Source organism: Anaerobutyricum hallii DSM 3353 (assembly GCF_000173975.1).
Lineage (GTDB): Bacteria > Bacillota > Clostridia > Lachnospirales > Lachnospiraceae > Anaerobutyricum > Anaerobutyricum hallii.
Genome location: NZ_ACEP01000097.1, coordinates 16,310 through 32,913, shown reverse-complemented (window position 1 = coordinate 32,913; position 16,604 = coordinate 16,310). Strand labels below are relative to the sequence as shown.

Sequence of the window (16,604 nt, the reverse complement as noted above, 5' to 3'; positions counted from 1 at the left end):
CCAGAGGGCGTCTCCTTTGCCTGCGGCAAATTCCTATTTTATTGGATAAAGGATATCGTTTACATACCATCAGCACAACATCTGGTGGAAGTAAAGGACTTGGAGGCGGTGACCGCATCCAGGCAACAATGGTGTTTGAAAGAATCGAATAGGTGGCATTTATCCCTATTTGTGGCCTGGGAGCAAAGGCTGGATGCGGGCGCTTAAAGCGAACATTCAGCCTGCAGCGACGAAAGCCACAAATAGGGATATTTTATCTTCCTGGATTCGTCTGTTTTTGAATTTTTTGTCTATCCTCTGTCATTCCCGAATAAAAATCGAATCCCCCGGATGAGGAACTTTCCGGGGGATTCTTTATATTAAGTAATGAAGATATGATAAAAAATAGGAAAGAATTAGTTGTTACCTAAAACATCTTTCACTGTATCTTCTACCATTTTCTTAGTAACGATTTCAACTGTATCGCGGCAAATTGCAAGCTCTTCGTTTGTTGGGATACAGATAACTTTTACTTTTGATTCTGGAGTGGAGATAATACGTTCTTCTCCATGCATCTTGTTTGCTTTCTGATCTAAAGTTGTATCAAGGTAATCGAAATGTTCGATAATTCTTGAACGGATGATATCGTCGTTCTCACCGATACCAGCTGTAAATACGATGGCGTCAACACCGTTCATAACGGCGATGAAACTTCCGATGTATTTAACTACGGAATGAGAAAATACTCTTAAAGCCAAGTCAGCACGTTTGTTACCAGCTTTTGCAGCCTCGTCAAGATCACGGAAGTCAGAAGAAACACCGGAAATACCAAGAACACCGGATTTCTTATTTATGATATCCATAACCTGCTCAAGAGAAAGGTTCTCTTTGTGAGCGATGAATTCGATACAAGTAGGGTCGATATCACCAGAACGTGTACCCATTACAAGACCCTCTAATGGAGTAAGACCCATAGAAGTATCTACACATTTTCCACCATCAACAGCGGAGATGGAAGAACCATTACCAAGGTGACATACAACAATCTTTAAGTCTTCAGGTTTTTTACCAAGAATCTCAGCAGCTCTTAAAGAAACATATTTATGAGATGTTCCGTGGAAGCCGTAACGACGAACAGCGTATTTCTCATAGTACTCATATGGAAGACCATAGATGTAAGCTTCTGGTGGCATAGTCTGATGGAAAGCTGTATCAAATACACCAACCATTGGAGTGGTAGGAAGAAGCTCTTTACAAGCAGCAACACCAACTAATGTAGGAGGGTTGTGAAGAGGAGCTAAGTCGTTACAAGATTCTACTGTCTTTAATACTTCTTCTGTAAGTAATGTGGAACAAGCAAATTTCTCACCACCATGTACCATACGATGTCCAACAGCATCAATTTCATCGATGGATTTTAATACACCATTTTCAGGGTCTGTTAACTGTTTTAATACAAGTTCAACAGCCTGACGATGTGCAGGCATTGCAGCTTCGTACTTAATCTTATCCTGGCCGGCCGGCTGATAAGTTAAAACACCATCGATACCGATTCTTTCACATAAACCTTTTGCGAGAACGTGTTCTGTCTCAGAATCAATAACCTGATATTTCAGGGAAGAGCTACCGCAGTTAATTACTAAAACCTTCATTTCATATCTCCTTTTTGTATAATTATTTATTACGAAACGCCAAATTTCGCTTATTTTATTTTGCTAGGCATATTATAGCTTGTTTTTTTTATCTTGAAAATGTACTTATTCAGCTTATGATGGAGTTTTTTTGTTATTTCGGCACTTTTTTTTGAGTTTTGATAGGTAATTGTATTTCATAGTAAACAATAAATGATTTTGTTTGAAAGTTAACATGATTAGACAAAAATATAAAAATGTCCAAAAAAATCGAAAAAATTCATCAAAAAACGATAAAAAATAGTAAGAAATACAAAAAATAGGAAGATTGCTGTTTCGTTTGTTTTCGGTTATAATATGGACAAAGATAAGCAGATTTATCCGCTTACAGCAAGAATACTCCGATCTCTAAGGTGGGAGATGAATTGCATTCAGGTAGAAATAAAAGGAGAAAGGAGTTCATTTATGAAAGTAGCGGGAATTATCGCAGAGTACAATCCATTTCACAAAGGGCACCAATATCATATAGAAGAAACACGGAAAAAAACAGGGGCAGATTATGTTGTTGTAGTTATGAGCGGGGACTATGTACAGCGTGGAGAACCGGCAATTGCAGATAAATATATGCGAACCCGGATGGCGCTTTCTGGCGGAGCAGACTTGATTATTGAAATGCCGGCAATCTATGCGACAGCCAGTGCCGAATATTTTGCTACAGCAGGGATTGGGATTCTTGATCAATTAGGCTGTGTCGATTATCTTTCCTTTGGAAGCGAATGGGCAGAAGTAGAAGATTTTTCGGCATATGCGACTTTATTTCTTGAAGAATCGGAAGAATATAAACAGATTTTGCAGGAACAATTAAAATCGGGAAAAAGTTTTCCAGAAGCGAGAGCTTTCGCAGCGGGAAACTTATTATTCGATTCGAAACCAGAAAAAGCAATAGAATTTTTAAAAGAGCCAAATCATATTTTAGGCTTGGAATATATCAAAGCATTAAAAAGAAGAAATTCTTTGATCAGGCCAGTTGTTATTAAAAGAAAAGGAAATCATTATCATGAAAATAAACTGACAGAAAACTATTCCTCCGCAACAGCAATCCGCCAAGAAATGTACCATTTTTATAGAAACTTCAGTAGAAAAAATCCGTATAATACAGAAACTTGTAATAGCGGAAAATGTGGAAATACGGGAAAAAATACCAATAACAGAGTCAGCAATATCTATAATAATACTTATAACAAAGAAAAAGAAGCACCCCAGGCATTTGAAAAAGCACTTTGTGGAGAATATCTTCCTTTTATAGAAGGATTTTTACAGAATAACTTTGTGACCTGGGAAGATTTAATGCCCTATCTTGACTATACGTTTCTTCTGAAAAATAAAGTAATTGGCAAATACTTTGGAATGAATCTTGATTTAGCAAGAAGATTTCAAAATATTTATGAGCCAGGACTTTCTTTCGAAGATTTGATAGAAGGCCTTCACGCCAGACAGATTACGGATGCGGCATTGAGAAGAGTTCTTTTGCATATCGTACTTCACATGAAATACTATCCATTCTTAGAAGAAGCCAAAGACATTCCGATACCATATGCAAGAATATTAGGCTTTTCCAAATCCTCTTCTCCCCTGCTAAAAGAAATACGTCAAAATGCCACTTTGGATATCATCCAACGTCCTGCAGAGGGCAAAAAACTTTATTCCAACAGTTCGGCACAGGCACAGATTTACAGTATAGATATACGAACCGCAGACTTGTATGAACAGATTGCTGCCAGAAAAGCAGGAAGAAAACCAATCAGCGAATATAAACGCCAGCAGGTGATAAGGTGAAATTTGGTTTGCCGCAGGCAAGGAGATGCCCGCAGCAATCACTATAAAAAATAACTGTGGAGAATTTACCGAAATCGAGTTATACTATGTTCTATATAAAAAGACAGCAAAGAAAATGCAAAATAGAAAGCGAGGTCGATTATGTATAATGCAGGATTGATTTTAGAAGGAGGCGGAATGCGCGGTGTATATACAGCCGGTGTATTAGATGCCTTTTTAGATGCAGGAATTGAATTTTCCAGTGTATATGGAGTATCTGCCGGAAGCTGCCATGCATGCAGCTACCTTTCTAAACAGAGAGGAAGGGCATTTCGAGTAAATGTAGATTATCTTGATGACCCGAATTACTGTGGAGCAAAAACATTTTTGAAAACAGGAAATGTTTTTGGGCCAGAGATGCTTTATGAACAGATTCCAGATGTGTTAGATCCATTTGATCATCAGGCATTTTTAAATTATCCAGGTAAGTTTTATGCAGTAGTTACTGATGTGGAAACAGGAGCTGCAAGATATTTAAGAGTGCGCGATCTTAGAAAGCAGATGTGGATGATTCGTTCATCAAGTTCGCTGCCATTAGTTTCTAAGACAATCGTTGTAAAAGGACATAAGCTTCTTGATGGAGGAATTGCTGACAGTATTCCGATTCGTAAATCAATAGAAGATGGCAATGAGAAGAATGTTGTCATTCTCACAAGAGACCACGGATATCGTAAGGCGCCGAATAAGCTGATGCCGATTATGCGTCTTCGTTATCCAAAGTATAAAGAATTTCTTCATGCTATGGAGACAAGACATGTCCGTTATAATGAGACAATAGATTTCTTAGAAGAACAGGAAAAAGAGGGAAAGGTCTTTATCATTCGTCCAGAAGCAAAAGTGGAAGTAGGAAGAATTGAAAAGGATAAGGCAAAACTTACGGTTCTTTATAAACAGGGACTTCATGACGGAGAAAAGGCAATAGAAGCAATGAAAGAATATTTGGAGAAATAGTCGGCGTGATTTAAATGTTTTTTACATCTTGTAATCTTTTACAGGAAACTAATTTTATAAACACGCTCTGGAAATTCTTTTTATTTTCTGGTAGACTAAAAGACAAATATAACTCAAGTATAACTGTAGAAAGGATTGGGAATTATGAGCAAGAAAAAAGTAGTAATAGCCCTCGGACACCGAGCATTAGGAACAACAATGCCAGAACAGTACAAAGCAACAAGAAATACAGCCAAGGCAATTGCAGATTTAGTAGAAGCAGGGGCAGACGTTGTTATATCCCACAGTAATGCACCACAGGTTGGAATGATCCATACAGCGATGAACGAATTCAGTAAGGACAGAGAAGACTATACACAGGCGCCTATGTCCGTATGTTCTGCTATGAGTCAGGGATATGTTGGATACGATTTACAGAATGCGATTCGTGCCGAACTCTTAAAAAGAGGAGTATATCGCCCAGTATGTACAATTATCACACAGGTAATGGTAGACCCTTATGATGATGCATTTAATGAGCCAGTTAAAGTTATCGGAAGACTTCTTTCGAAAGAAGAAGCAGAGCAGGAAGAAAAACATGGAAACTATGTTACAGAAGTAGAGGGCGGCTATCGAAGAATTGTAGCAGCTCCAAAGCCACAGGGAATTATCGAGATTGATTCTATCAAAGCGCTTTCTGACCAGGGACAGGTAGTTATCGCCTGCGGCGGTGGCGGAATTCCAGTGTTAGCACAGGGAGTAGAACTTCATGGTGCCAGCGCAGTTATCGAGAAAGACTATGCCAGTGGAAGAATGGCAGAACTGTTGAACGCAGACGTATTCATGGTTTTAACAAGTGTAGAGAATGTCTGTGTTGGTTACAATACAGAACAGGAATCTCCATTAGAGCATATTACTGTAGCAGAAGCACAGAAATACATCGATGAAGGACAGTTCGAGCCAAATACAATGCTTCCAAAGATTGAAGCAGGTGTTTCTTTCCTTGAAAAAGGCAATGGAAGAAAGGTAATTATTACATCAATTGATAAAGCTTTAGAAGGCTATCTGGAGAAAACCGGAACAATTATTGAATAACTTCTGGTTTGCGTAGCAGGAGAGACGCCCACAGGGAATATTATATTCTCTGTGGGCTGTGTTTTGGCTGCCTAAGTAAATTCAGAATTTATTTTTCTGGATATTTCTATGCCTTCAGCCTTCTTCTCCAAATCCCTCCGGCTGGTGAACTTGTAAAAATGTCAGAAAACTATAAAAAAGATATGGATAGATATTTTCTGTCTGCCTGAATCCGTATAATAACGGAAAGAAAGGTGGAAGAGAATGTTCATGTGGCATGTGGGAGATATAGCTGAAAAGAAAAAATGTAAAACAGGACAACACGAAAAAATAGCAATATTTAACATACCTTGCAGCGTTTTGCCTAGCAGGTCTTTCAGCATGTCCTGGACGTCCTAGGCATCCTTTGGTTGATAGTGTTCCAACAAGCTACTGATGAACGCTTTGCGTTCCGGATCCATTTTTCTTCTTCGTGCCATAAAAAAATCCTCCTGAATTGATATTTATTTTAACATCAATCCAAGAGGATATATAGCTCTTTTAGAGTTTACACAGAATTAATTACAGTCTCGCTGTAGATGGATTAGGTTAATTTAACTCGTAGCCTTACTTTACAACTCTTTTTTCAAATTTAATACATAATCTACAGAAACTTCACAAGCTTTCGCTATTATTTCAGGCGAAAGACTTAATGCCAGCATACTACATATATTTTTCATACGTTCTTTCTCTCTACCTTCTTTTTCACCAAGTTTTATTAAATTATCTTCATGTTTTTTCTCATCAAATTCGGTTAATAACATAACGCTCACCTCACTTTTACATTGATATAAAAACGTTCCTATACATTTCCATTCTCTGGCTTTTTCGACTGCTTTATCTATAGCTTTCTTTAGTTCCATTGCTTCAGAGTATTCCCTTACGAGCTTAATAAAATGTGCGTATTCATACAATGGCTGACATTGTTCCAATAATTTTCGATTATGTCCGTAGTTAATATTAAGCATTGTCGCTGTCCACTCAAATTCTCCTGAATCGTCTGGAACTTGAAAGGCATCAGATAATTTTAGTTTAACTACATCTGGCTGTTTCTCTGTTCCATTGTAAATAACATAATATCTTGGAGTTAGAATTTTCTGTAAAGAACTCACGTAAATGTCTAAGTTATTTTCTATAATGTAAATTCCATACAGTTCTGCAAAACATTCCATACCACGAAGAGGCATGTTAGGATTAAAAGTACTTTGATGTTCGAATAGGTTCATCTGACTGTCTATTAAAAATGAAATATCATTCTTCATCTTAATGTAGATAGCATCACTTAATGTTGTGATTTCAATATCATCTACATCGGTGTAATCTGTACCGCTTACTGCATTACACAAGGATAATAAATAAGCTTTGTTCTCTTCTGCACCAAAGACAAAACGAAATAAACGGTCTTTGTACTCTCGATTTGCATTCCCTGTATTAATTTTTGTCATAAATATCCTCCTATAAAATTATTATACTATAGCATATTGGAAAAAACACTATTTTTTGAAAATTATGAGAATATAACAAAAATCCCTTATTCGAGGCACTGGCCTCGTCTATAGTTTACTTAATGAATTAAATAGTAAATCACAATTACAAATTTAGATGCCCTGTTTGCTATTATACAATCACAAACAAGAACGAAACTAAAGGAGAAAAATCATGGCAGGAAAAAAGAACAATGGAGTAGTAGCAGTTATTTCTGATTTAACAAACGAGCAGGCAGCACAGCTGACGAAAGAAATTATAAAGGCAAAAAGAAAGGTTGCGCCGAAAGGAAAATCAATTCTATAGAATGTAGTAAGAAGGATGTGATAAAATATATAAAAATAAGGAGGAGGAAAAGCAATGAAAAAAACAATGCACAATTACAGGAAACTTTTAAACAAAAACATAATGCTGGCTCTTATGTTTTGCCTGACTTTAGGAATAGGAATTTTTACAAATTCTGTACAGGTTAAGGCGGCAAATTCATTGAAGATTGGAAATATTCAGGCATATGGTGGAAGTCAGGTAGCTTTTGAGGCAACATTTAAAATGAATGGTTATCAGAAGATTGAAATTTACCGTTCGACTTCAGGCGGAGCATTTCAGTTAGTTGATAATTTCACAGAAGAAGGGGAGTTATGGAATACTTACAGTGAAGGCTGGTATACTGTAGGTAATAAGAAAAAGGTAACTTGCTATGCAGATAATACAAAGGTAGCTGGACAAGTAGTATTTGAAGATGATTCTGTTACTGTGGGAAATCGTTATTCTTATAAAGTAGTTCTCACATGTAACGATGGAAGTAAAATTATGTCTGGAACGGTATCTGTTGCAGTAACATTAGATACAGCAGAGATTTTAAATATTTATTCTGCTGATGCGAAAAAAGTAAAGATAAAATGGCGTCGTGTTAGCAAAGCGCAAGGATATCAGATTTATCGTACAGAAGGTAAGAAATGGAAAGTAATTAAGACAATCAAAAGCGGTAAAAAGGTTACATTTGTAGATAAAAAGGTAAAGAAGAATAAGGTATACCGCTATAAAGTACGTGCTTACGGAACTGTGAAAGGTAAAAAGGTTTATGGCAATTTTGGATATGTATGTAAAGCATCATTGAAAAAGCCTACTGTAAAAGGAGCCTACAAAAAAGGCAGTATTTATGGCCCGGCACTTAATAACAATCAGTTAATGCAGGTTCGAAGAGTTGTTCAGAGTTTTAAAACAAACTATATCAAAAAAGGTATGAGCAACTATGAGAAAGCATTTATTGCATTTAATTATCTTAACCAGAATTGTAAGTATGCGACAAGAGGCTGGCAGTATAATGGAGCAAATACAGCTTGGGGAGCATTGGTATATGGTGAAGCACAGTGCTCTGGATATGCAAGAGGGATGAAAGCTTTATGCGATGCCATTGGAGTACCATGTTATTATGTTCATGCCAATAAAAAGGCATTAAATCCAAGCCATCAATGGAATCAGGTGAAAGTGGATGAAAAATGGTATATTGTCGATGCTCAGAGCGGATATTTTCTGGCAGGCAGCAAAACCTGGAAAAATGAAATTGGAATGTCATGGGATACAAAGGGACTTCCTAAATGTAGTGGAAGTAATCATAAACGAGGAGGATTTTACGGTATTTAGTTATTATTTAATTAAATAGAGCAGTATTCTATATCAGCAGGATGATTTCCTCACAGAAGGGTAGAGAATTTGTGAATTCCAATTATAATGATATAAAACGAGTATATTCCATATGGGTTTGTATGAATATGTCACAAAACTGTATGAATTATATTCATTTTACACAGGAAAGTGTAGTCGGTACTTATCAATGGAAAGGTGACATAGACCTTGCAAATATTGTTTTGATTGGTCTGGCAGAAGACCTTCCAGAAAAAGAAGAAAGATATGAACTTCATCGTTTGCTGGGAGCATTATTATCTGCTAAATTAAATGTAGATGAGAAGTTTGATATTATAGGAAATGAATTTGATATTCCATTGGAAAGTGACATTAGAAAGGATGTGAATGATATGTGTAATCTGAGTCAGGGAATAAAAGAACAGGCATATGCAGAGGGAACGGAAAATGGCATTGCGAAAGGTGTTGCCAAAACTATAATTAAGATGTATAGAAAAGAATGTGGGGCAGAACAGATAAGTGATTTATTAGATATGGAAGTTGAGCAGGTACGGGAAATTATAGAGAATGAGTAATCCAATCTAATAGATAAAAAAGAAACCGACATAACGCCGGCTTCAAAAGAGAGGAAAGTATGAAAAAATCTATCAAAAATCTGTTGTTGTTTTTGATGGTTTTATGATACTGGAAATTTGTGAACAGGTTGTGAGCAAAGAATGAAGATAATATGACGAAAAAGAAATTGCTGACGTTTTTCTGTAAGAAATAGAATAGGTCAGCAGTATCAAAAGAAACCTATAAATGAATAGTGTCAAAAGTAGACTGTTAGGTTTGACAAATCATATAAAATTAAGTGTCAAATCTAATGGTCGTTTTTTGTGATACAGAAAGAAAATTATGAGAAAGATTTATGGGTATGTGCGAATTTCTATAAAGAAGCAGAATATGGATAGACAGATTCAGAATATTTAGTTTAGAAGATACCTGCGCTATGCTTTCATCTACAGAAATAAAAAATCCTATACACGCTCCAACACCATTCGGTTCTCTGGGAAGAGTAAAAAGATTTCTTTTCGAATAATTATTTTTTTATGGCATGGACAATTTCTGTCCATGCCAATCCGTATAATAAAACCAACAAAACAACAACACATCACACAGGAGGAGAAAGTTATGGCAGATACACTTAGTGGAATTGTATGGATTTTATACATAGTACTTGGATACTGATCCGTAGGTCAGACGATTTATGCAAACAAAATTATTATTGGTCCTATGGGAACATTGTGGATCAAAAGATTTATACTTGGTTTTATGTTTGGCTGGGTATTAATTCCAGTTGCTATTATAAAGTGTTTGATTTTTCGCTAAATAAGAGCAGATAAATCGACGGAGATAAAGATGCAAAGAATAGGAAAGTGGGGATGCAAGAAAGAATTTCAGATAGCAAAGCTACTTGTTTTGGAAAGTTTTTAGCAGAAACTAGATGTCGGATATGATTTATCTCAAAATATAACTGGGGAATTGAACGTGGAGATAATGGGGAACTAACTATACTCGATAAAAAATATAAATATGATGTTAATCTTGAAGAAGATGGAACATTTGTCATCTGGTGGAGGATGTCCGTAGCAAAGGCCTTCCTATCAACAAGACATTATCCTATTTATAAAAATGCAATCGCAACGATGGGAATTATCGCTTATGAAGTACAGCAGGTATTTTCAGTTGGAGTAGAAAATGAGAGTTGTTAATTCAAACACGCTCTAGAGCGTGTTTGAAAAATAAAAGTTGCACAAAACATATATTCTAATTCCCTTTTTCATGTTAAAATAAAGAAAAAAGGGGTGTTTACTATGTTGAGACGATACGAATTAACTGACGATGAATGGAACCGCATTGCTCCTTTACTGCCACCTGAAAATTCTGGAAAACAGGGCCGTCCTAAAAAAAGTAATCGAACAATTCTTAACGGGATTGTTTGGATTGCTCGTAGTGGAGCACCCTGGCGTGATCTTCCAGAACGTTATGGTGCATGGCAAACGGTATACTCCCGTTTTCGAAAATGGATTGACGATGGTATCATTGATAACATTTTCCGTGTTCTAAGCCTTGAGGCTGAATTAACAGAATTATCTATGGATGCCTCTATTGTTTCGGCTCATCAACATAGTGCAGGTGCCAAAAAAGGGGGTCTCCAAACGAAATCGGACACAGCCGAGGTGGGGCCAGCACAAAAATTCATGCGGTAGTAGATGCTTATGGTTATCCAGTATATTTTATGATTAGTGAAGGGCAACGTAATGATATCAATTACGCAATCCCTTTGCTTGAACATATAAATACGAATGGAAGCAACGTATTAGCTGATCGTGGATACGATAGCAATAAATTACTTGATTATATCTACTCTCATGGTGGAGAACCAACAATCCCATCCAGAAAAGGGGCAAAGTTTGACCGACATTGTGATTGGTGGCTTTATAAAGAGAGGCATTTAGTAGAAAACTATTTTCTCAAATTAAAGGTGTTTCGCCGAATAGCGACACGTTATGATAAACTGGCGTCCACTTTTCTAGGTTTTGTATGCATCGTCTCAATATTAATTTGGTTAAAATGAACAACTTAAAATGTTTTTCAAACACGCTCTAGTACGGTCTTAACACTGCCAGATAACAGATTCATTTGGCAGTGTTTTTTATGATAGATAATGGGAAAATATTGATTGCTAATGTAGTTAGAATGTTATGGTATCGACAGTATTATAGAATCATGAAAAATAAAGAGTTAAGAAGCTTTCAAATAGAAAGTTTAAGTGAAATATGGTAGAATGTTCGTAACAGGTAGCCGGTAGATAGAAAGAAGAAATATTAAAATAGTGACATAATGGAATGTAAATTTTTCTCCGCCTGTCACTGCCGTTAAATTAATTCTACATTAAAATAGAGACATAATGGAAATATGAGAGAAGACAATTCAATACTAAATTATCATATTGTTGCTTTTGATTTGTAAAATAATTTGCCTTATCACGAAATTAACATAATTTGTCAGAAAATCAACAAAAATGAAAAAATATGTGATAATATAATCGAAATGCTATTTATTTGTTTAAAGACTAACTTAAAAACAAAGTTTTTTTTATAAATAATGCGATAGCGTGGGAAGCAAAGAGGTAATGTGATAATTTGGAGGTGTTTTGATGATTCGTCAGACAGGTTTAGCACAGGCAATTGACATAGCAGGGAATCGTGCAAAGTACGATGAATGTGCAAAGAAATTGCTGAGCTACAAGGCAATCATAGCGTGGATTTTAAAATCCTGTACAAAAGAATTTTCACAATACGGAGTGCAGTATATCTGTGATAACTGCTTAAAAGAAGAAGCTGAGGTATCAACCCATGCAGTACATCAGGATGAATTAGATGATGAATTAGATAAGGATAACAAATTAGATGGAGACGAAAGAGTGGAAGGCATGAATACGGAATCCAACTCGATTCAGGAACATACAATATATTATGATATTCGTCTTCCGGCCTTTCTGCCAAAGAGTAACGAAATAGTTCGTTTGATTCTTAATCTAGAAATACAGTTAGATGATACGCCAGGATACCCAATTGTAAAGAGAGGATTTTATTACTGTGGAAGAATGGTTTCCGAACAATATGGAACTGTATTTACAGATGAACATTATGAGAAGCTAGAAAAAGTCTACAGCATATGGATTTGTCCAGATCCGGCGAGAAAACGAAAGAATGGAATATTTAAATATCACACGGTAGAGGATATAATTTACGGAGAATCCTATACAAAAGAAAAAAATTATGATTTGATGGAGGTAGTAGTTCTCAATCTGGGAGATGCGGATAAGAGTAGTGATTTAGAGATACTAGATTTACTGAATGTATTGTTCTCTGCGACGATAACACCAGAAGAGAAAAAGCAGAGACTAAATGATGAATTTGAGATAGCGATGACAGTAGAATTTGAAAGCGAGGTGCAGGAGATGTGTAATTTAAGCGAGGCACTTGTAGAGCTGGGAATAGAACAGGGCAAAGAATTAGGAAGAGAAGAAAGAAATATATCTATGGCACAGATGATGATACAGGAAAGAGAACCGGTTGAAAAAATAGAAAGATATACAGGTTATGCATTAGAAAAGTTAAAGGAGATATCAAATGGAATAGGGATACCGTTAATGAAATAGCAGATGTATTGGGAAGTCCATTAATGATGGAGTAGATAAAATTATAACATGATAAAATGAGAAAATCAAAAATGTATTGATCTGCACAATGACCATGATGAAAAAGAAAAAATATAATTACAAAGCGAAAGCTCTCGATACCAAAGTATCGGGAGCTTTTTGCATATAGTCAATAATCATAGAGTTCCGATTCCAATATGGAGCTACTTTTAATTTTGTTGCAGATAATTACATACTCTACATTCCAATGTGACTCTGTATTTGACATGCGACTATTACTATCGTTGAATTATTATAAAGTATTTTACAGAAAAAGTATAGAAAAATATTTAAAAGAAAATTTTAGAAAAAACATTTATAAAAATGCTGTATGTTATTATATTGTTTAAAATCAAAATTAGTATACTGCCCTTATGTAATTATTTGAATAAAATTAATAAATGCTGGACAACAATACCTAACAGTGCTATCATAACCTCAATAGGAGGTGACACATAATGAGGGTTGAACTACTATTTGATTTAGAAAAGCCTTCGCTGCCTGCCGATAACCGCGCAATTTTTGTTTCCTTTTTAAAGAAGACATTGGAACAGTCGCATGAGGGACATTTTTTTGAACGGTATTTTGGTGGGACGGCAAGGAAGGATTATTCTTTTTCAATTATATTGGACAAACCCAGGTATGAGGGGGAGAGGATACAGCTTAAAACTCCGCGGCTAAAGATGATTTTTTCTGCGGATGATCGGAATCGGACGGGATTAATTTTCTCTATGGCTTTTATGGGAATGAAGTATAAGAAGTTCCCACTTCCTGAGAAGAATGCGATGACACTCAAGAGAATCGCTCATGTGAAGGAAAATGTGATTATAAGCAATCGAGTAATGTTTCGAACAATTCCAGGTGGTGGACTGGTTGTAAGAGATCATTCCAGAGAGACGAACAGGGATAAGTATTATGTGATTGGGGAGGAGCAGTTTGAAGAGAAAGCAAGGCAATCCCTGATGAGGCAGGCAATGGAAGCGGGATTTCCTAAAAGGTTAGCAGAAGAAATCAAGTTTCAGCCTGTTTCTGGAAAAAAAGTTGTATCCAGGTTATATGGAATTATGATTGATGTATCAGCAATTACGTTTATAGTAGAGGCAGATTCAATGATTTTACAGTATTTTTATCAAGCAGGTGCTTCGAGCAGAACGGCTATCGGATACGGTCTATGTTCCATAATAGAGCAATTATAATTGAACTTTTTGCTTAAATTAAAAGCCAGTAAATAAAAGAGTTGAGTTCTATAATAGGAATGTTAGCGTTAAGATAAGATGGGATTTTACAGATAGGACCTGGAATAAATGATTATAGAATTGCTGGATGATGAAATGTTAATAAATATTTTTTAGTTAATTTCCGCTATAGTGCAGAAGGGAGGACTATGGTTACAAGATTAGAGAATGATATTTTTGATATAATGGTCGAACCTTCCGATTGGAGGTATTCGGCAGCAATCGTAGGGTTAAGCAGATATTTTGAAGACCGGGATAAAATGGAAGATGAGGACTATGAAGTAGATGAAGACTGCATTAAGTTTTGCAGTGATTCTATTACGAAAGAGGAATTTTTACTATTTGCAGAGAGTTATTATGGAGAGGAATTTCCACATGTTCAGGTAGAAGAAATATTGTCCAGAAAAGAATTTTCAAAGGAAATGATTGATTTGGTGAACAAGTTGCTGAAGGAAAATTCTATTATGAAAAAAGTATTTTCTAAAAAGAAGTTTGATGGTTCGAATCAGGAAGAACTGTTGGAGATGATAGATGAGAACCGTCTGGTGCTTATTCGGGAAACTTTTCGTAATAAAAAAAGTATGTATGCTAATTTTGCAAATGAAAGTCAGTTGTTTCAAGAAAAGTCAGACGTTTGCTGTCGCTTGCAGGGATATTACGTTGATCCGGGCAGAAAGTCGAGAGGAGCTGCATTTGCTTTTAATAACAATATTAATGTGGTAGAGGATTCTATATTATTGGATTTTGTTCCATTTGGATTTTTTGGTGAATATGAATCTTTTTTTGTGAATGACAGTTATTCCGTGAAGGAACTGATACATACAAATGATTTGCTTGCGGAAAAGATGGAAGAAGAGCGGACGGAAGAAGGTAAAAAAATACGGGATGCAAGGAAAATTTTATTTCGGGCGATGCAGGAGTCGGCAGATTTTATCAATTATGATGTAGAAGTTATTTTAAAGGAACGACCTACACAGGATAAGCCCAATGATTTTTTTCAGACGTTATTTATTAGAGAGCATAGCATTCAGGTTTTGCGAGATTTTAAAAAACATTATAAATCATTTTGCTTTAAAAGAAAAATGCGGGAAAATTATGATTTAGATATTCAGAAGGAAGTGATTGACTGCATTTTGAATTTAAAGAGAGCGGATGAATTGATTTTATTTTTTCTAAGAGAAGAATCAGCCTATTTAGTTGACGCATTGATAAAGTTGAATCAGTATATTGAGGGGAGTGAAGCTGCGATGGAAAAAGGACAAAGATCAGCCTTTGCATGTGCAAAAGAACTTATAAGAAAGTTACCAGAAAATAAGAGGAGAACATATAGGCAGCGGTTGACGAGTACGCTTATTTTAAAAGATTATACAGGATATTTAAATATTCTTGTGCAGTTGGCCAATTATGCAGATATGATATTTGATTTTGCATTTGATCTGTTTGAAGATTTTGAGAAAAATATGGACATTGCCTATGCCTTTGTAAATGCATTGGGCAAAGCACCAGATAAAAAAGCATTGGGTAGCGAAAAAGCAAAATAGATAAATGGGGGATTAAAAAATGAAGAAAAAAGCGTTAACTCTTACAGTTGTTGCAAATATGACATCAAATTACGCAGAGAATCTTGGAAATATAGCAAGTGTACAGAAGGTATTTAAAAACCGAAAGATTTATACGATACGAAGCAGAGAAAGTTTGAAAAATGCACTTATGGTACAGGCTGGATTATACGATGATTTGCAGACGATTTCGGATAATTCAAAGCAGAAAGTTGTGGTGCAGAAGGCAGTAAGTGAGAAGTTGAATGCAGCAAATTGCCGGGCGTTAGAAGGCGGTTATATGAACACAATAGATACTACATATATCCGCAACAGTTCTATTTATGTTACCGATGCGATTTCTTGTGAAAGCTTTGTAAACGAGCCTCGTTTTCATAATAATTTATATCTGGCAAGTAACTATGCACAGGCAAATGGATTAAATGTTCAAAACAATGCGGATAAGGTGGGACTGATGCCATATCAGTATGAGTATGATAAAGGATTAAAATGTTACAGTATTACGGTTGATCTGGAGATGATAGGAAAAGATAAGAACTTTAATATGGAGGCATTACCGGAGGAAAAAGCAGAAAGAGTAATACTTTTGCTTAATGCAATACAGAATCTGAGCCTTGTTGTAAAAGGGAATCTGGATAATGCGGAACCAATTTTTATTGTCGGAGGTTTGTCTGACAGAAAAACGCATTACTTTGAGAATGTAGTACATGTAAAAGAAGATAAATTGGAACTATCCGAAGATTTAATTCAAAAGAAGAACCAGGGATTTTATGCTGGACTATTAAAGGGACAGGCTTTGTTAAATGAAGATGAAATAGAAGAAAAGCTGCAAACGATAGGAGTATCTGAATTTTTCAGCAAACTTGGTGAAGACGTTAAAACATATTTTGATGTGATGAAGTAG

At 35.8% G+C, this 16,604-nt stretch carries 13 protein-coding genes and 1 pseudogene; 12 read left to right on the top strand and 2 right to left on the bottom strand.

All coding sequences use genetic code 11. The features are described from left to right. Positions 1-395: 395 nt before the first annotated feature. Positions 396-1,631 carry an acetate/propionate family kinase gene (locus EUBHAL_RS09710; RefSeq protein ID WP_005348751.1) on the bottom strand — a complete coding sequence of 412 codons (1,236 nt, stop codon included), beginning with the start codon at positions 1,629-1,631 and terminating at the stop codon, positions 396-398. 444 nt (positions 1,632-2,075) lie between these two features. On the opposite strand from EUBHAL_RS09710, the gene EUBHAL_RS09705 reads away from it, so the two are divergent. The 3 genes from EUBHAL_RS09705 to arcC all read left to right on the top strand — a co-directional run bounded on the left by EUBHAL_RS09705 (position 2,076) and on the right by arcC (position 5,510). Beyond that, positions 2,076-3,446 carry a tRNA(Met) cytidine acetate ligase gene (locus EUBHAL_RS09705; RefSeq protein WP_167534402.1) on the top strand — a complete coding sequence of 457 codons (1,371 nt, stop codon included), beginning with the start codon at positions 2,076-2,078 and terminating at the stop codon, positions 3,444-3,446. 141 nt (positions 3,447-3,587) lie between these two features. Next, a complete protein-coding gene (locus EUBHAL_RS09700; RefSeq protein WP_005348747.1) occupies positions 3,588-4,436 on the top strand; it encodes a patatin-like phospholipase family protein in 849 nt (282 codons plus the stop codon). Between the two features lie 144 nt (positions 4,437-4,580). Then, positions 4,581-5,510 (top strand): carbamate kinase, encoded by a 930-nt coding sequence (arcC, locus tag EUBHAL_RS09695; RefSeq protein ID WP_005348745.1) that lies wholly within the window; start codon positions 4,581-4,583, stop codon positions 5,508-5,510. A 590-nt stretch (positions 5,511-6,100) separates the two neighbouring features. On the opposite strand, the gene EUBHAL_RS09690 is transcribed toward arcC, so the two are convergent. After that, positions 6,101-6,973: a hypothetical protein gene (locus EUBHAL_RS09690; RefSeq protein ID WP_005348741.1), complete on the bottom strand. Its 873-nt coding sequence runs from the start codon at positions 6,971-6,973 to the stop codon at positions 6,101-6,103. Between the two features lie 214 nt (positions 6,974-7,187). Between EUBHAL_RS09690 and EUBHAL_RS16375 the strand changes: the two genes are divergently transcribed. From EUBHAL_RS16375 to cas7i, 9 genes and pseudogenes are all read left to right on the top strand, one after another. Beyond that, a complete protein-coding gene (locus EUBHAL_RS16375) occupies positions 7,188-7,319 on the top strand; it encodes a hypothetical protein (RefSeq protein ID WP_005348737.1) in 132 nt (43 codons plus the stop codon). A gap of 54 nt (positions 7,320-7,373) precedes the next feature. Further along, complete coding sequence (locus EUBHAL_RS09685) at positions 7,374-8,657, top strand: transglutaminase domain-containing protein (RefSeq protein WP_005348735.1); 1,284 nt, start codon at positions 7,374-7,376, stop codon at positions 8,655-8,657. A gap of 143 nt (positions 8,658-8,800) precedes the next feature. After that, a complete protein-coding gene (locus EUBHAL_RS09680; protein WP_242648779.1) occupies positions 8,801-9,232 on the top strand; it encodes a hypothetical protein in 432 nt (143 codons plus the stop codon). 1,047 nt (positions 9,233-10,279) lie between these two features. Continuing rightward, positions 10,280-10,411, top strand: coding sequence for a hypothetical protein (locus EUBHAL_RS16370; RefSeq protein WP_005348732.1), 132 nt, complete (start codon positions 10,280-10,282; stop codon positions 10,409-10,411). Positions 10,412-10,513: 102 nt separating this feature from the next. Beyond that, a pseudogene (locus EUBHAL_RS15395) lies at positions 10,514-11,277 on the top strand (IS5 family transposase). Positions 11,278-11,859: 582 nt separating this feature from the next. Next, positions 11,860-12,867, top strand: coding sequence for a PD-(D/E)XK nuclease family transposase (locus EUBHAL_RS09670; protein ID WP_005348725.1), 1,008 nt, complete (start codon positions 11,860-11,862; stop codon positions 12,865-12,867). A gap of 497 nt (positions 12,868-13,364) precedes the next feature. Then, entirely contained in the window at positions 13,365-14,102 is a 738-nt protein-coding gene (locus EUBHAL_RS09665) for a CRISPR-associated endoribonuclease Cas6 (RefSeq protein WP_005348723.1), read from the top strand. 188 nt (positions 14,103-14,290) lie between these two features. Further along, positions 14,291-15,682, top strand: coding sequence for a type I CRISPR-associated protein Cas8a1/Csx8 (cas8a1, locus tag EUBHAL_RS09660; protein WP_005348721.1), 1,392 nt, complete (start codon positions 14,291-14,293; stop codon positions 15,680-15,682). Positions 15,683-15,701: 19 nt separating this feature from the next. Continuing rightward, a complete protein-coding gene (gene cas7i, locus EUBHAL_RS09655; protein WP_005348720.1) occupies positions 15,702-16,604 on the top strand; it encodes a type I-B CRISPR-associated protein Cas7/Cst2/DevR in 903 nt (300 codons plus the stop codon).